The following is a 21,410-nucleotide window of genomic DNA, read 5'->3' on the forward strand; positions in this document are numbered from 1 at the left end:
TGCAGCGGTAACAGATACCGAAAATGTGAGATATTTTTTCTGACATACAGTGTAAAAAATATAAAATTTTATACAGTCTACTTTCCTAAAGTATTACAATTAATATAATTACGATGTGACGCATTGTGAAGTATACCCTAGGGAAATTCTAAATTCCATATGGAGGGACTGTGATGAAAAATATTTGCTTGCTGCTGTTCGTTGGTAGCTTATGTTTTGCGGCAGAGAAAAGTATTGTGATTGCCGATATTCCGCATATTAGACAAAAACCGGACTTTTGTGGAGAGGCTTGTGTGGCGATGTACCTGCAAAAATTTGGTTTTGATATTACCCAAGATGAAGTGTTTAACTTTTCTCCCACGAAGGCTCAGTTGGGGCGTGGTTGCTATACTCCTGAATTTGCGGTGGCTATGAAAAATATTGGTTTCAAAATAGGTAAAGTATGGTATAAAGCGAAAGCCCCCAACTACCAACAAGGTGTTTTGCAACAATGGAGACAATTGTATAAAGACTTGTTGTGTGGAATACCTTCTGTGGTATGTATGCATTACGCAGATAAACCAAATACCACCGAGCATTTTCGTTTGGTCACAGGTTACGACGCTACGCGTGATGAAGTGATTTACCATGAACCCGCCGTGGCAAATGGCGCGTATCGCAAAATGAAACGTTCATTATTCTTGAAGTTGTGGCCATTAAAATACAAATCCGTGGCATGGACAGTAATCCGTATTCCCATGAATATCGACATTAATCAAGTAAAACGCTTAAAAAAAACACACCGATTTACCAAGGCCGACTATGCACAACATATCATACAATTGAAAAAAAAACTAAGAAAGACTTTGGGGAATCAAAAATTTACCATTGTGATTGAAAAGCCGTTTGTCGTTATTGGAGATGAGTATCCCGTTGTGGTGAAATCGCGTGCTGTGCGTACAGTGAGATGGGCGGTGAATTTACTGAAAAAGGATTATTTTAGTAAAGATCCCGAAGACATTATCGATATCTGGCTATTTCGCAATAGAACAAGTTATATGCAAAATACCTACAAATTGTTTGGTTCGAAGCCACACACTCCTTTTGGTTACTACTCACGCGCGGATAAGGTACTCATTATGAACATTCGCACCGGAGGAGGCACTTTGGTTCACGAAATAGTCCATCCGTTTATGCGAGCGAATTTTCCGCAATGTCCGTCGTGGTTTGACGAAGGTTTGGCCTCTCTTTACGAACAATCTCGCGAAGAAAAAGGTTTGATACTCGGTTCGACAAATTGGCGTTTAAAAGGACTACAACATGCTATTTTAGCAAATCGCGTTCCCAAGTTTCAAACCCTGACTTCCACTACGCGGTACCAATTTTACAATGAAGATTCGGGTACCAACTACAGTCAAGCAAGATATTTGTGTTACTACTTGCAAGAAAAGAAGTTGCTGCGCAAATATTATCATACCTTCAGAAAAAATTATGCAAAAGACCCCACGGGCTACGCTACACTAAAAGAGATTTTATCAACGCATGATATGAGTCAGTTTCAACGTGAGTGGCAAAAATTTGTATTAAGTTTGAGGTTTAAAAGATAAAAAAATACGGTTCTTACTAGAATACAAATTCTTATCTGAGAATTACTTTTAGAATCGCCTGGAAAATTAAAAAAATAGAGGATTCCATGTTTGGAAAATTAAAAACAAAGAAAAACTGTCCTTTTTGTAAAAAAGAATTATCGAAAAAAAATGGAGGGCCTTTATACGGTGAGACCGGTGGAATGTTGCATCGTGAAGAATACCAATGTGTTGATTGCAAAGCAGAGATTGTCAAAACTGTAATAAATAAACTAGGACAAAGAAAAATTGACTGGAGTATTCGATCATTACCAATTTGCAAAGAAGATTTTTCACAACACCCAAAAATAAAAAAATATTTATGTCCTCATTGTAAAAATGATCTATTATGTTGCATACCTTTAAATTATAAGATAGAGCAAGATCAGGATATTTCGCCGTCAGAAAAAAAGAAATCTGTAAAGTTTGATAGGAATATTCCGTTTATATGCAGTAATTGCGATGTCCAATTGCTGCGTTGCGAGAACGGTGATATAAGAAAACCGGTAGTCGATTGTTGGAGAATTTTGCAGAAGGCAGAGATGGAAAATGTACAGATGGAAAACTCGATCATAGTAGAAGAAAAAGTAATAAGAAAGTCGTTTTTAAGTACGCTATTTAAATAGTGTCGCAAGTTCCAAAGGTGCTTGTTGTTTTGGATTAGTTGCGCAAAAGCGAATATAGTATAAGTAATAGCACCATCAAAGAGGAGGGTATCCTGATTAAGATAAAACAAAAATACAGAATTATCACTATTCTTAGCTTGGCCATTATTGGTTTTGCAGGCTATTATTTTTGGTACTATAGAACAATTGATATACAAGAAGTACCTGTAATCGCGCGGATGCAAGATAAACGATTTAGCGGAAAAGTTATTGCGATTCAACCAATGGGAGAAATAGAAAAAACACATATAGATTCTATTAGTCGCTTATTTAAAGAGTTGTATGATATCGAAACGAAAGTTTTGCCTGTTATTCCCATACCGAAAAAGACCTTTATGGAAGACCGTAAGCAGTACAGCGCAGGACTTTTAAATGATTATTTGGCTGGCCAAAGAAAAAATTATTTTAAACTTATGGGTGTCATTGATGAAGATATGGCGGTTCCCGCTCATGCGTATTTGTTTGGCCTTGCTTCGTTATCGCGAGATGTTTTCGTCGTGTCTCTTACGCGTCTTCGCGAATCATATTATCATCGTAAAGAGAACTCAAAATTATTTCGCAGCCGGTTGTATAAAATTACCATGCATGAATATGGTCACACTTTTGGTTTATCACATTGTCTAAGTACGGGTACTTGTTTAATGCGCTTCATTGGTAGCGTTCGTGACTTGGATTACTCAGATTGTGGTTTTTGTTGGGTTTGCTGCCAGAGAATACGCCTACCTTAATCTCCTAGATGATGGTGTGCTGGACGAGCACGCCATCATAAAAATTTGCGAATGGAAGTGTGTTTTTCAACACTCTTTCATTCGTCACCTCCCCCACCAAATATTAGTAAATGTCTATCTTTAAACGATGTTTGAAATTTAATATTACGACATACTGTTACTGGATTCCATATCTTATGAACTTGATAGTTTTTATCAAGTTCGATAAATTTTGTTGTACATCTCACTTAATTAACCTCGCCTACCTCAGCCTGTAATTTCTTCTCTAAACCTCTATTCTACTATTTCTCAATAAGAATGTTTGACAGATAAATTTGTTTGGTATGCAAATTGCTTTGCTCCTTCTTTTACATACAAAAAAGGAGCAGGAATGAACAAAATACTCTTATACCCATGCAATGTTCTAGGCTATATAAGACTGATTATGTTGTTGTGTGCCATCGTTTTTATTTACTTTTACCATTATAACAATTGGCCTTTTGGTTATGAGTTGCGTTTTGCCGTAGCTATATGGCTTTTCATTGGCCCTTCCGCTATTGATGCCATAGACGGATATGTGGCACGAAAATACCGACACGCTACAAAGTTTGGGGCGCTATTCGAGTTAACCATCGATATGTTGGTTCATACCGTTGTGTGGTCGATTTCAGGGCTCGCAATAGCTCCTGTGATACTTGTTTTTGAGTGGGTAGTGGCCTTATACATTGCCGCTTTTACTCTTTATGAGGACACCAGTTGGAAAAAGATGTTGGCAAACGAAGGGGGATGGTTAACACGCGTCTATTATAAACCCATGAAATACAACATTTTTTGCGAATACTGCAACTTAGCGCATTTTGTATTTCCCATCACGTTTTTCGTATGTGGCTCAATGACAACACTTGGTTGTATTGCATTGCCGGGAATCATTGTATATGAAATTGTTAGCGTTGGCATGCTTTGCGTGTTCATCAAAGTACTTCTAAACGATAATGTAGATGAAACATCCTAGATTGTGAGGCGGAAATGAATAAACAACTTTTTAATTTTATCGACTATTTAGAATCGAAAAAAACCGTAGATGACCGCGCTTTAAACCGCGTAGTTTTGAAGAAAATGTGTGACTACTTGTACGAAGTGACAAAGGAAAAGTCTTTGCATATTGTAGAAATGGCCGCTGGTATAGGCACTATGCTGGAACGTCTTATTGATTGGGATTTGTTACCCAGTACAACTTACACAATGGTGGACGTCAGCGAAGAGTACATTTTTCGTGCGAAAGAACGAATACAAATTTGGGCAAAGCGCAAAAATGTAGATTTCACGGAACGCAATGAAAAATTTATTCTAAAAAAGCGTGACAAAAAATTTGAAATAGATTTTTGTGTTGCGGATGCGACGCGTTTTTTTTCCAGAACATCGAAAAAATACGATTTAGTTATTGCCCATGCTTTTTTGGACTTAGTGGATACTGAAGAATTGCTGCCGTTTCTATTTGGTGCTTTAAACGACAAAGGAGCGTTCTATTTTTCTATCAATTTTGATGGAGAAACCATTTTTCTTCCACAAATCAGCGCAAACTTGGATCAAAAAATTGTTTACGATTACCATCGGGTAATGGATGAACAACAAATAAAAGGAAAATCTGTATCGGGCACAAATGTGGGACGTAATTTATTTTCTTATATACATAACGCCGGTGGGGAAATTATGGAAGCCGGAAGTTCTGACTGGACGGTGTTTCCTAGCGGAAACCGTTACTCCCATCGTGAGAATTACTTTCTGCACTGCATTATCGATACCGTATCCCAAACCTTAAAAAACCAAATAAATTATAACATCGATTCATGGATTGCCGCGCGCCATGACCAAATAAAAAATGGCGAACTTGTGTATATTGCTCATCAACTCGATTTTTTCGGTACTGTTTAGAAATGGTGATCACAATCTTTAAGGAGTGTATATGAATTTACAACGTAAGATAGCTATGGTGACAAAGAGAAGAACGCTTCCTGATTGCCTAGTGCAATCGTTAGATTGCCATGAGTATCGCTATGAAATAGAAAACAACATACAAGACGCTATACGAAAAGCATACGATGTATTTGCAATCGATACATCTGTGGTGAGTACCAATCTAAAAAAGGTACGATCACAAATAATCGCCACAAACAAAAGCTCTTTTTTTACATCTCTTGATTTTTTTGATGAACCAAATGAATTGACCAAGAAACGTTTAGCGAAGTTCTTATGGCAAATAGAGGCAGACCATTCGATAAATCATGAATTATATTCTTTTTTTGACGAGACTACTTTAAACACGCAGTATGGAAACTTTATGTACTTTGGTTTTCAATCGCGAATGTCCCAAAGAGAGGTGCTGGGAGTTCGTACGTTGTCTCTGCCAAAGACTCCTTTAGTGCGTGTTCACTCGATGTGCTATACCGGTGATATATTTCATTCTCTGCGTTGCAATTGCCGTGAAGAGTTAGAAAACTCACTTAAAGTAATAAATGAAGAAGGCGGGATTTTAATTTATTCGCAGCAAAGTGGACGTGGCATTGGCGCTTTAAACAAAATAAAAGTCTATGAACATCAAAAAAAAGGTGCGGATACTGTGGAAGCACAGCATTTAGAGAATTTCCCCAATGATTTGCGGACGTATGATTATCTAAAGGATGTGTTTTTTCATTTTGGGATAACACAAATAAAGTTAATCACGAGTAATCCGACAAAAGTAGTTGCTTGTAAAAATGCGGGTGTTGCGGTTGTACAGACGGTGAAGTTGTTGTCAACAATCAATGAGCACAATCGCGATTATTTGAAAACCAAAATGGAAAAGAATCATCATAATTTTCAGGCGGAGTTTTCTATGTTGAGATAATTACGATTACGGCTACGATTATGGCTACGGTCACGGTGACGTTTGTGGCTACGATGATGTTTTCTAGACCCAACTAGGTTTTGTAGGTTTTTGATGAAGAGGAATAAAGATATGCATAAGAATGAACCCCTTGCGATTGTTGGCATTGGCTGTCGTTTTCCTGGTGGTGCTTCACATCCACAGAAATTTTGGGAGCTCTTGTTAAATGGAACAGATGCGATTATAGATGTTCCCCAAGATCGTTGGGATATGAGAAAATATTATAGTTCGAACGCAAACCTGCCCGGCAAAATGCGTCCAAAACAAGCCGGATTTTTACAGGAAAAAATTGATGAATTTGATCCGTTGTTTTTCGGGATCTCGCCACGCGAAGCTGAGTTCTTAGATCCACAACAGCGAATTTTGTTAGAGGTGGCGTATGAGGCCGTTGAAGATGCGGGGATTACCTTACAACAACTGCAACAGACAACTACAGGAGTTTTTGTTGGTGGTTTCTGTGTAGATAATCTCGTGCAAAAGCTAAACCCATTAAATCGCGATACGATCGGTGCGATGAGTCCTACTAGCTCATCGATGACCATGTTATCGAATCGTCTTTCATATATCTTTGATTTGAAGGGCCCTAGTTTGTCTATTGACACGGCATGCTCGTCTTCTTTAGTTGCTTGTAACTATGCGTGTAATAGCATATGGAATAAGGAATGTGACATCGCATTCGTCGGCGGTGTGAATATTATGTTTCGCCCAGAATATAGTGTTACGATGAGTAAAGGCGGCTTCTTGTCTAGTCACAGTCGTTGCAAAGCTTTTGACAGCGATGCTGCTGGTTATGTACGTGCAGAAGGTGCAGGGATTGTCATTGTAAGGCGTTTAGCGCAGGCTTTGGAGAATAACGATTTTATTTATGCGGTTGTAAAAGGCGTTGGAGTAAATCAGGATGGGAAAACCAAAGGTATTAGTGCTCCTAATGTAAAAGCTCAGGAAGATCTTATACGAAAAGTGTATAAAAATGCTGGAGTAAGAGGTAAAGACATTTCTTATGTGGAAGCTCACGGTACGGGAACAAAAGTGGGTGATCCTATCGAAATAAAAGCTCTACAAGCTGTTTTGGGCGAAAATCGCGATCATAAGTGTGTCATTGGATCGGTCAAAACAAATATTGGGCACCTCGAAGCGGCGTCTGGTATTGCTGGTTTGATCAAGACTTCTTTGTGTTTGCGTCACAATCAAGTCCCGGCGAATCTTCATTTAAATGAGCGCAATGGTGATATTGATTTAGATACGGAAAATTTTGAAATTGCAACGAGTTTGCAAAATCTTCCGCAAGATAAAGATTGCTTGGCGTCGATTAATTCTTTTGGATATGGTGGTACCAATGCTCACGTATTATTACAACAGCACAACAATGAAATAAAATCCACCACTGTTGATAGAGATATGTACTTTTTTGCTCTCTCCGCAGCCAACCAAGAAACATTACAGCGTCTTGCATCTTCTTATCGAGATTTTTTATCCTTGAACTCTGAAGTCTCGATTGCTGACCTTGCATATTCGATGAACTGTCGTCGTAGTCACCATAACTATCGTTTAACAGTTGCCGCAAGTTCGCTACGAGATTTACGCGATAAACTAGATAGCTATGCTGTGGATGCTTTTGTGGGGCATGGTATGTATGAAGGATATTGTACGATAGAAAAACCTGACAAAATCGTATTCGTCTATACGGGCATGGGACCACAGTGGTGGAAAATGGGCCGAGAGTTATTTGCCAACGAAATTTTCCGTAGCAAAATCGAAGAGTGTGATCGTTTGTTTGCGCAAATCGCTGGATACGCTATTTTACCAGAGTTTCTTGCTGACGAAGAGAGTTCGCGTATCACCGAAACGCAAATTGCGCAGCCCGCAAACTTTATGTTACAGGTAGGTTTAACGGCGTTGTGGGAATCGTGGGGAATTTCTCCAGATGCCGTAGTTGGGCATAGCGTAGGAGAAGTGGCCGCATCTTATGTTGCAGGAGCTTTGACTTTAGAAGATGCTATTCTCGTTAGTTATCATCGAAGTCGTTTGCAGAAAACAACGGTTGGTTGTGGAGATATGCTTGCCGTTGGTCTGGGGGAAGAAGACGCGAAAAATTTATTAGAAAAGTATCCTGATCTTTCGATTGCAGCCATCAATAGCCTATCTGCGGTTACGCTTGCCGGCGGTAAACAAGAACTTACGAAAATCGCCGATTATCTGGAACAGCACCAAGTGTTTTATCGCTTTTTAGATGTCAATATTCCTTACCATAGTACTGTGATGGAAACAATAAAAGACGAATTTATGGCCGCGATAGCACATATTACACCACAAACACCTACGATACCACTTTATTCTACGGTAACCGGAGAAATGACATCTGAACAAAGAAGTGACTATTGGTGGAACAATGTACGTGAGCCGGTTTGTTTCGCAAAAGCAACCCTCAAGATAATGAGCGATGGCTATAAAAATTTTCTACAAGTGGGACCACATCCTGTACTCAAAAACGCGCTTTATGAATGCGCGCAGCACGCTCGGACAAAAATTGTGCAGATGTTCTCTTTGCAACGTGGTAAATGTGATTTTTCATCTATGTACCAATCTTTGGGGCAGTTGCATTTGTTGAATTACTCTTTGCATTGGAATACTCTATCGCCACAAGGACAATATGTAAAGTTACCTCCATATCCTTGGCAAAAGGAACGCTACTGGCAGGAAACGATCAGGTCCATAGAGGACAGAATCGGTTCTTCACGTCATACATTTTTGATATCGAGTTGCCGCTCACCTCACCCTGCTTGGGAAGTGGAGTTAAATGAGCACTATTTTCCTTATATTCGCGATCATGTCGTGCAAAACAAAATTGTGTGGCCAGGGGCCGCTTATATTGAGGCAGCCTTAGCTTTACACAGCGAATTGACAGGTGAAAAAGCTTGTAGCTTGGAATCTATCCGCTTTCATCAAATACTTACGGTGGAAGACGATGTCGTGAATCATATAAGAACTTCGTGGCACGAAAAAACACAGACCTTTACTGTGCATAGCACAACAGACAAAGATAATCCACAATGGCAAATGCATGCGTCGGGTCGTATTCTCGACAAGGCGCTTGCGACAAACACACATAAGGTTGACATACAGCAATTACAGCAAAGATGTGGAGAAATTGTGGATATCGATTGTTTGTATGGTGAACTGCAAAGTCAAGGACTTGTTTATGGTCCTCATTTCCGCACAATACAATCTCTTAGTCGCTGTAAAAATGAAGTTTTGGCGCGATTGAACGGCCATGAGTCACAGCCGTATTTTTGCCATCCTACAATGTTAGATGGGGCTTTTCAATCAATGATTGCGGTAGAAAATACCGGAGGTAAGAAATTGATGGTTCCTATTTCTGTGGAACGCATGACTTTTTTCGAGGAAGTAGGAACAGCGTGTTGGTGTCATGTGGTTGTAACAGAGGTGAGCGATGATCAGATAAAGGGTAATATACAGTTTTTTCGCAATGATGGTACGGTTCTTCTTGAAATGCACAAAGTCACGTGTCAAGCCATTGCCGCATCTAAAGAGAACAAGACGAATTTATTTTATGAGTACGACTGGCAAGAAACGCCGGAAATTTCCGTGGAAGAATATTCGCAACATGTGCTTGTTTTTGCAGAGAAAAGTGAATTGGCGCAAAAATTAGTGGTCGATCTTTTTAAGACAGGAGACTGTTCTGTTATAACGGAAGATGACTATCAAAGTAGTGACAGTCTGTCCGCTTTGTTCACCGATCTACCGCCGTTTTCAAAAATTGTTTACTTATGGGGACTCCATGGGCAAGATGTCACGTTTGCAAATACCTTAGAACAAACAACACGATTTCTCCATTTGTTACAGTTGTTGTCTAAGAAGGGGCATGAAGCACAGATTTGCGTTGTGACATGTAACGCACAACAGGTAATCGAAAACGATAAAGTGACAAACCTAACGTCCTCTGCTTTGTGGGGTTTAGGGTACCTGATTACCAATGAAGATTCCCAACTACAAACGCGTTTGATTGACATTCCCCTACATTGCGATGATGCGATCATGGCAAAAGTAAAAAATGAGATTATGGTGAAGGACAACGACACCGATATCGCACTACGCGATAAACGTTACGTGAAACGTCTAGTAAAAAAGCAACTGCAACGCAAAACATCTCAGGTATCCATGCAAGACATGCATGACGCGAATCTCGAATTGTTTGTTCCCCACACAGGTAAACTGGACAGCCTACAGTACCGTGAAGTGGGACGTCGTGCCCCAGGTCCAGGGGAAGTTGAAATTAAAATTCACACCACCGCTTTGAATTTTAAAGATATGTTAAAAGTCTATGGGCAAATCGATCGCAAAGCGATTGAGAACACATACCTTGGAACGACGATTGGTATGGAATGTTCGGGTACGATTGTTGCCGTTGGCGAGAATATTAAACATTTCCAGGTGGGCGACGCGGTGATTGCCACGGTTCCAGGTTGTTTTCAATCTTATATTACGGTGCCTCCGACATTTGTCGTGCACAAACCAGATTATTTGAGTTTTAACGAAGCACCGCTTTATGTTTCGTATTTAACAACATACTACGGACTTATTGATATTGCCAAAATCAAAGAAGGCGAGAGCATTCTTATCCACAACGCAAGTGGTGGAGTGGGGCTTGCAGCGGTTCAAATTGCAAAGTGGAAAAAAGCCAAAATCTTTGCCACCGCAGGAACAGAAGAAAAGCGTGACTATTTACGCTCTATAGGAATCGAGCACGTAATGAACTCTCGCGACTTGAAATTTGCGCAAACGATATATGATCTCACCGCGGGTAAAGGCGTTGATATTGTAATAAATGCCATTTCGGGAGAGGCTCTTTTTCAAAGTTTTTCATTGTTGGCTTCGTTTGGACGTTTTATCGAGATTGGTAAAAGAGATATTACCAACAATAGCTTATTGCCCATGGAGCGCTTTAACTACAACTTGACGTTTGCCGCGATTGATGTTGACAGAATGTTTGCCGAAAAACCGAAACTGGCACAATCTGTATTCCAAAAAATAAGCAAATGTTTTGCCGCAGGACATTTTTATGCGATGCCTGTCACCGTTTTTCCTGCCGACAAAGCAACAGATGCTTTTCGTTTCTTTTCTCAGAGTAAGCACATTGGACGCGTGGTCATTCAAATGCAAGGGCAACAAGTTCCGGTAGCGAAAAAAGAAGATGTGGGGATTGATCGCCAAGGTACATATATAATCACCGGGGGAACACGTGGTTTAGGTGTTGTCATTGCAAAATGGTTGGCGACAAAAAAGGCGGGTCAGGTCGTTTTGATCAGTCGTAGTGGAAACTCCCCTGTGTTGCAACAGGAGATAGATTCTATGGAACGTGCTGGGACGAAAGTTCATGTAGAGGCCATGGATGTTAGTGACAAGGAGGCTGTTTACAATATCATAGAGCGCGTGCGTAATGAAATGTTTCCTCTAAAAGGAATATTCCACGGAGCAATGGTTTTAGATGACGGCTTTATCCATGATCTCAACGAGGAACGCTTTAGATACGTCATGCAACCTAAAGTGGCAGGAGCGATTCATTTGCATAACGCAACCAAGAAGATGTCTCTCGATTTTTTTGTGTGCTTTTCCTCTATTTCTTCCGTGATCGGCAACGCCGGCCAAGGAAACTATGTGGCTGCCAATGCTTTTCTCGATGCTTTTGCTTACTATCGCCGTACACAGCAGTTGCCGGCAACGACGATCAATCTCGGGGTACTGTCGGAAACAGGAGTTGCCACGCGCAATGAAGATGTGCGGAGAATACTCGAACAAAGTGGTATTTGCGGGCTACAAAATGAAAAATTTCTCGATGGTTTAGAGCATATACTGCAAGCGTCACAATGCACGCAATTGGGATTTTTTGATGTGGATTGGCATAAGTGGGCAAAGCTAAATACACGCATTGCGACAACAACGCGTTTTCGCGATGTTGTGCATCTGGCAAATGAAAATCCTGGTTTGGAAAGATTAAGTAGTTCTATGGCGCATCTTTCGCAGGAACAACATCAAGAGCATATTGAGAATATTATAAAGAAGATACTATCTAAGATTTTACAACTTCCCACAGCGAAAATAGACATCCATCAAAAGCTAAATCAGCTGGGAATTGACTCTTTGATGACTGTTGAGCTGAAAACTTTCATTGGGGAAGAGACGGGAATAGAGTTGTCTAATGTCGAACTAATGGGAGCAACAACAGTTGCAGAACTTTCTAAGTTACTCATGTCAAAGATAGACACTTCGCAACTTGTTGGGACAGAAAAGTCAATACCTGAAGTGGAAATTATCGAAGATAAACCAGCAAAAGAACAACAAATGCCTCAAACTCAAAAATTAGAAATTGCCAAAAACTTGTACAGTCCTGACCATTTTGTGGAGTGTGTGGATTTAGAAAAACAAAAGCTTATTCTTCAAGATTTACAAATCGAAAATCCGTATTTCCGCGTAAATGAAACCATCACCACAGGAACTACTCAGATACAAGACAAAGAGCTTATTAGTTTTTCTAGCTATAACTACATTGGTTTGTCCGGTCACCCTTATGTAAGCGAAGCGGCACAGCAGGCCATTGGCCTTTATGGCACGTCTCCTTCTGCGAGCCGTATCGCAACAGGAGAGAAACCCATTCATAAAGAGTTAGAATCACAAATAGCATCTCTCATGGGGACTGAAGATAGTATTGTGTTTGTGAGCGGTCATGCGACTAATGTCACGACTATTGGGCACTTGTTTGGCGAGAATGATTTGATTATTCACGATTCACTAGCACACAATAGTATTATTCAAGGATGCTTGCTCTCCAACGCAAAACGAATTCCTTTTGCGCACAACAATTGTGAGTCTTTAGAGTCTATCTTACACAAGAATCGCCACAACTATCAAAGAGTGGTTGTCATCGTTGAGGGGGTTTATAGTATGGATGGAGATATTGCTCCATTGCCAAAACTCATCGAACTCAAACACAAATACAAGACCTTGCTAATGGTTGACGAAGCGCACTCTATCGGTACTCTGGGGAAAACAGGACGCGGTATTCGCGAACATTTTTGCGTCGCGCCACAAGACGTGGATATTTGGATGGGAACTTTGAGTAAGTCATTTGCGAGTTGTGGTGGATATATTGCAGGTAGTCATCGTCTAATTGAGTATCTGAAGTACACAACACCTGGCTTTCTGTATAGTGTTGGGATCACACCTGCCAATGCCGCAGCGGCATATGCTGCAATCGCAGCTATGCTCATGGAGCCACAGCGCATAGAAAAGTTGCATCGAAATTCTCAAAGATTTTTGGAAAAAGCCAGAAGTAGTGGTTTGAATACCGGTGTGAGTAAGGATACACCCATTGTTCCTATTATTGTGGGGGATTCTCAAAAAACGCTTATGCTTGCCAATCAGTTGTTCTTGGCCGGAATCAATGTTCATCCTATTCTTGCACCAGCAGTGCCAGAAGACGAAGCAAGGCTACGATTTTTTATCACCAGCGAACATACACCGCAGCAACTTGACTATACCGTTGCAAAAATAGTCGAGTTCTGTGGTAAGGATTCTGGAAGTAGAGAGAGGGAAGTAGAATACAGCAACCGATTTACTTCAAGTTAGAGGTAGTAGTGAAATAAGTTATGGACACAAAGATTTTGTATATGATACTGCTGTTGTTTGCGGGTAGTGGTATCTTTATCGCCATGATGAGTTTGTTAAAGAGAAAGCTATTCGTGGATATATGGCTCATTTATGTTATGACAGCCTTTACCACGAGTAGTGTCATTGTTCCTATATATTTTCAGGGAATATTATTGCTGCTGTCATTGCTGTTTTTTGCAGGGAGTACGGCGTACGAAATGGCAACGATCCTGAAACTCGGGCGGCAAAAATTTGTATGTATGCTATTTATGATGACGTTAGTCGTTATCTTGTATTTGCAGATGTATCAGGTTACGATCGCTTTATTTGTTTTATATGTAATGTATTGTCTAATTCACTTACTTTGGGACGATACTTTGCCATCGATTTATTGCCTTGTGGTGGCGATTTATCCTGGAATATTTCTGAGCTATTTTACACTTTTGGCGTGTGGAGAAAAAGGTTTTTACCATGTTGTTTTTTTGTATGCGATTGTAGAAGTGAACGATACGATCGCATATTTATGTGGGAAATTTTTTGGCCGTCGCAAATTTTGGCCTGCGATTAGCCCCCATAAAACATACGAAGGGGTTATTTGCGGAGGCCTTGCCGCACTTGGAGTCGGGCTAAGTATGGGGTTTGTGATTCCAGAATTTCCATTGTGGCAACAGGTGATTTTAGTATTTATGATTGTGGTGTTGAGTCCTTGTGGTGATTTGGTGGCTTCTAAGATAAAGCGCCTGTGTGATGTAAAAGACTTTAGCAATCTGATTCCGACACAGGGTGGGGTCTTAGACATGTTAGATTCGCTGATTTTTACAGCACCGGTATTTTATTATTTTGTGATGATAACAACGTAGAGGAAGGTATTATGGCAAAAAACAAGCACGCATTGATTACAGGAGGTAGCTCCGGGTTAGGCTTGGCAATGGCGCGGCAGCTTGCTAAAGAGGGCATGCAAGTGACGATTGTTGGTCGTAATCCGCAAAAGTTAAAAAAGGCGGTTGAAGAGCTACATAAAATACACGAAGAGATATACGGAGTGGTTGCTGACATTAGTAGTAGCCAAAGTATACAGTCTATTGTATCGCATGTTAAAGAACAAGGTAGTGTTGATTTCCTGATCATGAATGCTGGAGTTGTTCATGTTGGTACGTTAGCACAAATGTCCGAAAGTGAATTGCGCGCAGACATAGACATCGACTTAACTGGTACCATGCTATGTACAAAACACCTTTTACCATTCCTGACAAAAGATGCGCGCATTCTTTTTGTTTCGTCCGTACTCGGATTCCTTGCCATGGCGGGTTATCCAGCTTATTGCCCGGCGAAAGCAGGTGTTATTCATTTCGCGGCTGTTCTACGCAGAGAATTGAAGAATACAAAAATGTGCGTCTACGTGGCGTGCCCCGCAGATATCGACACGCCACAATACGATTATGAATTTGCCAGTATGCCAGAGTGGATGAAGGGAGATGGTGCACGTCCAAATGTGATGACAGCGGCGCAGGCAGCAACAAAAATTTTGCGGAAATGTCATGGCGGGCGGTGGCTTATTACGATTAATTTTGAGGTGTGGCTACTACTTACGCTGTCGAAAATTCTACCGCAAAGGATTGTAGATTTTATTTTGGATAGAATGTTTCCCGTGCCTTCTGTAGAAGACGTTTTGGCTGATGAGGAAGTGAAAAAATGAAGAAGATAGGGATTGTTTTTAACGGTAGCAAAAGCAGGCGTAAATTGCAAAATTTTCTCGATTTACTTCCGAAAACTTATGAAACGAAAATTTTTGTTACTAGTAACGTTGACGATATTACGCTACAGACGCAAAAAGCAATAGGCTGGGAGTGTGATCTTCTTGTGTCCGCTGGGGGAGACGGCACTTTACTCTACGTCATCAATTCTTTAAAGGATTTTCAAGTGCCACTGATGCCTTTACCTTTGGGAACAGGGAATGACTTTTCGTCTATGCTGGGAATCCGTAGTATGGAAGAGGCGGTTGCTGCTCTTGAGAAACAGACGTTGACCAAAATAGATCTCGTGGAGACGTGCTATTCCGGTCTAAATCAGCAAAGACAAAATAAAATTTTTTGCTCCACTGCTGGTGTCGGAATTTTTGCAAATCTTTTTCGTCAGGAAAATTTTCTGGTGGTAAAGATGTTGCGTAAAATATTTGGCAACTTGATGAACTATATATGCTTTGTTGTCAGCTTTTTTATCACACGCCATGTTCAATGTCGCGTGCATTTTGAAAATGGAAAACAAGATTTTCTATTGAAAGTTTTTGAAGTAAGTAACGTTCGCGAATGTGGTGGATTGGTCTTTACACCATGCGCGAATACCAACAACAGCATTTTTGATTTGTGGATTGTGAGTAATACAAATGTTTTTGACGCAGCGCGGATTTTTTTTAAGATCTTGTTGCAAAAACATATCCATGACACCAAGGTGGACTATTTTTGTCACACCGAAAAATATAACCGCTATGGACTTTCACACCTTACAAATATCCAATTGGAAATAACGCAAAATTATCCATTTCATCTACATGGTGAATTTATTGGTTACAGTCCCGAATACTTCAAACTTCTCCCTCATAAGCTATCTTTTTTGGCATTGCTAGATAACTAATTCTCGATTACGCAAGAAATTCACAATATAAAGTGGACTTATAAGCGCCTGGATCCCTTTTCAAACCAGGGATCTGCAATTTTTATCGCTAAAAATTATCAACAACGTACAATTCATTTCTCCTTAGGGTTTATGCGAAATAACCGCAAATCTAGTAAAACAAGGCTTGAGAAGGAACCCCTCGCAATTTGTTTTTCATATGGTATGAAACTTGCTTTATACCTAGTCATTATAGAAGACGTCTTTTAAGTGGTCTTCAAGAAGGTCGTAATTCTACATAGTGAGGGGTAATCATGTTTTCGTTAGAGAAGAAACAACAAATGATAGGAAATATAGACCTGTTTAAATCCATATCACCCGAAAAGCAGAAAATTATTGCGCAAAGATTGGGCGTGAAAAATTTCATCGAAGGAGAAGTGATTTTCTCCGAAGGAAGTTGGGGAAACGAAGCCTTTGTGATTTGTGAGGGAGAAGCACAAATCTTAAAAGGCGAAACTTGTCTCGCAACCCTGAAACGCGGTGATATTTTTGGCGAAATGGCTATTATTTCCAAAGAAAGACGTTCCGCAACAGCGGTTGCTAGTCAAAATTTGAAGGTTCTATTTTTAAAAGAAAAAGTTTTGAAAAGCTTGATCAAAGAGATTCCAGATCTTTCCTTTTCTTTGATGACAGTTCTTGCAGGCCGTTTACGCAATCAAAATGATGATATCACCGGTGATTCTACAGATATATACGCCACAGCAAATATTCCCAATGGACTAAAATGTTCGAATTGTTTCGAGTGGAATACCGCCGGCGTTAAGAAGTGTACATACTGTGGTCACAAACTAGGCAAAGACTATATGCGCCTTTTGGTAGTGTCATTTTTATTCGTTGCAATAGTTTTGGGTAGCTGGGGGGGTTATAAACAACTCATAAATAACACCAAAAAATCCGTAAAAACGGTAAAAGTAAAGATACCCCTTGTGAGTGTAAAAAAAGTTACATATGAAAAAATTCAGCTGCAAATAGAAAAATATGGTCGCGTACGTGCCTCGAAAACGCATAAGCTAGCTTTTGAGCTGCAAGGACGTGTTGCAAAATTAAATTCTCGATTGAAAAAAGGTCATATTGTCAATAAAGGTGAACTCCTTGTTGCCATCTCACAAAAGGAATATAAGAACAAGGTAAAAAATATCAAAAATCAAATTCGTTCCATCGAAATTCGCCTGGATGAGTTGGAAAGTAAAAAAGTGAGTATTGCCAACCAAATAAAAATCGTGCAACAGCAAAAACAACTCGTGGAGAAAAAGTTACGTACAAACTCTAGCCTTTATGGACAGCAGGCCGTGAGTGAGTCTGTTGTTCTTGAGATTCAAAAAGAATTACTGTCCTTCAAAAAGAGCATTGCTGATTTGCAGAGTCAGGAAAAGCAGTTACCAAATCAAATTTCCGTAAGAAAGTTAGAGCTGGCAGATGCCAAAATTAAATTAAATGAGGCATATGCGAATATTGGCAAAACAAAAATTTTTGCTCCCTTTAGCGCTCGAGTTCGCGAAGTGTATGTGGAAAAAGATTCGCTTGTATCCATGCGTAATCCGATCGCCGTAATCGAAGATCTTAACTATGTGGAAATACCTACATATGTACCTATCAGTCAAATACCTGACTTGCTAGGTGAAAACATGTCCTTAGATAATATTGACAATCTACAATTGGCAGCACACGTTTCGACAACAATTGGCAACGTCACACATAAATGGCAGGGCAAAGTTGTGCGTTTTGAACCAATGGATGAGAAAAACTATACAATTCCGGTGATTGTGCGCGTGAAAAATGCAAAAGGAAAGCAAATTTTGCAACCGGGTAATTTTGTCAAAGTCAACTTACAAGGTCGAGAGATCGAAAAGGCGCTACTATTACCAATAACCGCTTTACGCGAAAACAATACCGTGCATATCGTACACAATGGTCGCTTACAAATTCGCAAAATTAGAGTAAGCCCATATAGAAACAAATTTCTTGTCACCGAGGGACTAAGTGAAGGAGAAATGATCGTACTACGACCTTTACCATTTGTCATACCAGGAACACAACTGAAACCCTACGAGGTCGCAGAGGATAAAGGAGTGCAAAATGAATTTCATTGATTGGTGTGTCAAGCGTCCTATTTTTTGTAACCTATTGATGATTTTTATTTTGTTCTCTGGGTTCATTGCTCTTGTAAATATTCCCAATCAGTCAACTCCGATCTTTAGTCGCGACGAAATCGAAATCTCAGTTCTATACCCGGGAGCCACACCTCTAGATGTGGAGGAGAGCATTTGTATAAAGCTAGAAAATGCTTTAGAAGATGTTCCGGAAATTATCGATTTGGAATCTATTGCCCGAGAAACTCTAGGTGTCGTAAAAGCAAAGCTGAAAGTACGTGTAGATCCATATAAGGTATTAGAAAAAATAAAGTTACGTGTAGATGGTATCGAGGATTTTCCTTCTGGTGCCTTTGCACCGCAAACACGTCTACGTTTTTTTTCACCAGTTTTAATGCGTTTTGTATTGTATGGTGATTTATCGAAACGGGAACTCAACAAAATAGCAAAAAACATACGCAGCGAAGTGATGGATTTACCCGATGTGGATTATGTACCAACTCAAGGGAGTGAAAACTACGAAGTAAAGATCGAAATATCAGAGCTTTCGCTGCAAAAATACAATTTGAAAATGTCAAATGTGTCGGACGCAATCAAGGCCCATAGTTTTAGTCGTGCAGAGGGTGAATTAAAAACGGAAGACCACAATATAAAAATTTACACCGAGAAACGTTTGTATTCCGCAAAAGAGTACGAAACTATACCCATTATTACCAGTGAAAATGGTATCAAAATTCTTTTACGAGATATTGCGAGAGTGTATGAGGGGTTTGACAATGACAATTTTTATTATCGTTTTAATGGTTTACCCGCCATTAGTATGAAAATAGAAAGTCCACAGGAAGCGGACGCCATCACTGTGTCGCGGCACGTAAAAAAATATTTAGAAGAGAAGAAAAAGCAATTTCCAGAAAATCTGAAGTTACGTTTGTGGTTTGATCGCTCGGAGTTCATCGTTGACCAACTCATCACACTATCCAATGGTGCGATTACCGGAGCCATTTTAGTTGTGGCATGTCTGTCTATTTTTTTAACTTTTCGCGTATCTTTTTGGGTAGCATTGGGCATTCCCATCTCATACGCCGGTGGATTTTTTGTACTGTTTTTGCTGGGGAAAAGTTTAAACTTGATCAGCATGTTCGCCATGATTATTGCTCTGGGGATCGTCGTAGATGATGCCATCATTGTGGGAGAAAATATCACCGCCAATCTCGAAAAAGGTTTGTCTGGTCGCGAAGCTGCCATTCAAGGGGCAAATGAAATGTTTCTTCCTATCCTTGGAGCTGTTTCGACAACGGTGATTGCTTTTGTGCCTCTGTTTTTTATTCCGGGTATGGTGGGGAACTGGATTCGGGAAATCCCTATTGCGGTCATTGCCACTTTGGTGACATCACTTATCGAATGCATGTTTATTCTTCCGTCACATTTAAGCAAAAAGCCGAAAAAGCCAAATGCCATTCGTGAAAAAATAAATGCGTTGATTGATTTTTTGATTCAAAAAGTATTTGCCACGGTGTACAAGAAAGTTTTGGCGTATAAGATTATTTTTGTCACCTTGGTTCTTGGAATATCGCTCATTGCTGTTGGTTTGATACAATCGCGAACTGTGGAGTATATATTTTTTCCAGAAGTAGATAGTCTTCACATAAGAGCAGAACTCCGCTTTCCCTCGGGAACGTCTAAAAATGTCATTGATCACCATACGCGTTTTCTAGAAAAAACTGTTGCAAAACTCAACAAATCGTTTCCCAACGAAGTTCCAGTGGTGAACAGTATGTTTGCGATTACCGACGAAAATTATGGATACGTAGAAGTTCAATTGTGTCCCCATCGCTTTCGAAATTACCACAGTCGTGAAATAATTACAAAATGGGAAAAAATAGTGGGGGAAGTTCCCGATGCGATATCTATCAACTTCTGGGAAGATCAGTACGCTCCCACAGGTATACCTATTGAAATAGAGTTACAATCCTCCAATAGTAAAGAATTACTGTCCGCTGCCAATAAATTGAAAAAAGAGTTATATCAAATGAATGGTGTTTACAACATCCATGACAATTCTCCTCCTCAGAGATTAGTTTTATCAGCAAATTTGAAAGACGAGGGAATTTTCTTAGGGATCACCCAACAAGACATTTCGCAAAAGTTGAGCAGTGGTTTCGGAAGACAAGAAGTTTTTAAGCTACAACGCGATTCTGAAGAAGTCGTCGTAAGACTTGGTTACGAACAATCGGCACAAGAACTCAACACCCTCAACATCCAAGCGGCAGGCAAATTTGAAATTCCTTTGGCAAATGTTGTCGAGTTCGTTCTGAATAACCGCGCGCAGACCATTTTACGCAAAAACAAAAAGCGTTTTTTGGCAATCCGTGCCAATATAAACGACGAGCTCATCACAAGTTTTGATGTGATCCAAAGATTAAAAGGACAATTTTTGGCCGACTTACAAAAACTTCATCCAGGTGTTGTTATCTCGATCGCAGGCCAAGAAAAAGAAAATCAACAAACGATAAACTACCTAATTTTGGGATTTGCCTATGCGATGTTGGCTATTTTTATCATCTTGGCATTGATTTTAAACTCGTATATACAGCCGTTGATTATTTTAGTGATTTTACCGTTCGGATTTGTGGGAGCTATATACGGTCATTGGATGTTGCACCTACCTATTTCTATCATGAGTCTCTTTGGAGTGGTCGCCCTTTCCGGTATTTTGGTGAACGATAGTTTGGTATTTATCGATCAGATAAATGTGGAGATGCGCAAAGGTAATTTGGTCAATGAAGCTGTTTTCCAAGCGGGTCTTTCTAGGTTTCGTGCAATTGTTATCACGTCTTTCACCACCATAGCAGGTTTAATTCCCACATTGTATGAAACAGATTTAGAAGGATCATCTATTATTCCGATGGCGGTATCCATTGTTTTTGGATTGGCATTTGCTACTATCATCACTCTTTTTCTAGTTCCCATACTGTTTTTGTTTGTCAACTTTTGTCGCCGGGTTATTTACTGGTTGCTCAAAGGCAAGTGGGCAAACCGCGAAAATGTAGAGCCTAGCTACAAATTGACTTAATGGATAGAACGGA

Annotated in this window: 12 protein-coding genes; all 12 read left to right on the forward strand. The window is 40.0% G+C overall.

Annotated elements, in window-relative coordinates; translation table 11 throughout:
- Window positions 1-173: 173 nt before the first annotated feature.
- Window positions 174-1,586, forward strand: coding sequence for a C39 family peptidase (locus UABAM_RS23505; protein WP_229759436.1), 1,413 nt, complete (start codon window positions 174-176; stop codon window positions 1,584-1,586).
- A gap of 86 nt (window positions 1,587-1,672) precedes the next feature.
- The gene (locus UABAM_RS23510) at window positions 1,673-2,230 is read left to right on the forward strand and encodes a hypothetical protein (protein WP_151970440.1); all 558 of its coding nucleotides are present in this window, start codon (window positions 1,673-1,675) and stop codon (window positions 2,228-2,230) included.
- A 38-nt stretch (window positions 2,231-2,268) separates the two neighbouring features.
- The gene (locus UABAM_RS23515) at window positions 2,269-2,997 is read left to right on the forward strand and encodes a hypothetical protein (protein ID WP_151970441.1); all 729 of its coding nucleotides are present in this window, start codon (window positions 2,269-2,271) and stop codon (window positions 2,995-2,997) included.
- 370 nt (window positions 2,998-3,367) lie between these two features.
- Window positions 3,368-3,988 carry a CDP-alcohol phosphatidyltransferase family protein gene (locus tag UABAM_RS23520; protein WP_151970442.1) on the forward strand — a complete coding sequence of 207 codons (621 nt, stop codon included), beginning with the start codon at window positions 3,368-3,370 and terminating at the stop codon, window positions 3,986-3,988.
- 14 nt (window positions 3,989-4,002) lie between these two features.
- On the forward strand, window positions 4,003-4,908 hold the full coding sequence (locus UABAM_RS23525) for a class I SAM-dependent methyltransferase (protein ID WP_151970443.1): 906 nt from the start codon (window positions 4,003-4,005) through the stop codon (window positions 4,906-4,908).
- Between the two features lie 31 nt (window positions 4,909-4,939).
- Window positions 4,940-5,860: a GTP cyclohydrolase II RibA gene (gene ribA / locus UABAM_RS23530; protein WP_151970444.1), complete on the forward strand. Its 921-nt coding sequence runs from the start codon at window positions 4,940-4,942 to the stop codon at window positions 5,858-5,860.
- Window positions 5,861-5,971: 111 nt separating this feature from the next.
- On the forward strand, window positions 5,972-13,543 hold the full coding sequence (locus tag UABAM_RS23535) for a type I polyketide synthase (RefSeq protein ID WP_173013528.1): 7,572 nt from the start codon (window positions 5,972-5,974) through the stop codon (window positions 13,541-13,543).
- A 20-nt stretch (window positions 13,544-13,563) separates the two neighbouring features.
- On the forward strand, window positions 13,564-14,424 hold the full coding sequence (locus tag UABAM_RS23540) for a phosphatidate cytidylyltransferase (RefSeq protein WP_151970446.1): 861 nt from the start codon (window positions 13,564-13,566) through the stop codon (window positions 14,422-14,424).
- A gap of 11 nt (window positions 14,425-14,435) precedes the next feature.
- Window positions 14,436-15,260 carry an SDR family NAD(P)-dependent oxidoreductase gene (locus UABAM_RS23545; RefSeq protein WP_151970447.1) on the forward strand — a complete coding sequence of 275 codons (825 nt, stop codon included), beginning with the start codon at window positions 14,436-14,438 and terminating at the stop codon, window positions 15,258-15,260.
- Window positions 15,257-16,195, forward strand: coding sequence for a diacylglycerol/lipid kinase family protein (locus UABAM_RS23550; protein ID WP_151970448.1), 939 nt, complete (start codon window positions 15,257-15,259; stop codon window positions 16,193-16,195). The genes UABAM_RS23545 and UABAM_RS23550 overlap by 4 nt, the downstream gene beginning before the upstream one ends.
- A 293-nt stretch (window positions 16,196-16,488) precedes the next feature.
- Window positions 16,489-18,324 carry an efflux RND transporter periplasmic adaptor subunit gene (locus tag UABAM_RS23555; protein ID WP_151970449.1) on the forward strand — a complete coding sequence of 612 codons (1,836 nt, stop codon included), beginning with the start codon at window positions 16,489-16,491 and terminating at the stop codon, window positions 18,322-18,324.
- Entirely contained in the window at window positions 18,311-21,397 is a 3,087-nt protein-coding gene (locus tag UABAM_RS23560; RefSeq protein ID WP_151970450.1) for an efflux RND transporter permease subunit, read from the forward strand. The genes UABAM_RS23555 and UABAM_RS23560 overlap by 14 nt, the downstream gene beginning before the upstream one ends.
- Window positions 21,398-21,410: the final 13 nt, after the last annotated feature.

Source organism: Candidatus Uabimicrobium amorphum, from assembly GCF_009002475.1.
In the GTDB taxonomy this organism is placed as follows: Bacteria; Planctomycetota; Uabimicrobiia; order Uabimicrobiales; family Uabimicrobiaceae; genus Uabimicrobium; species Uabimicrobium amorphum.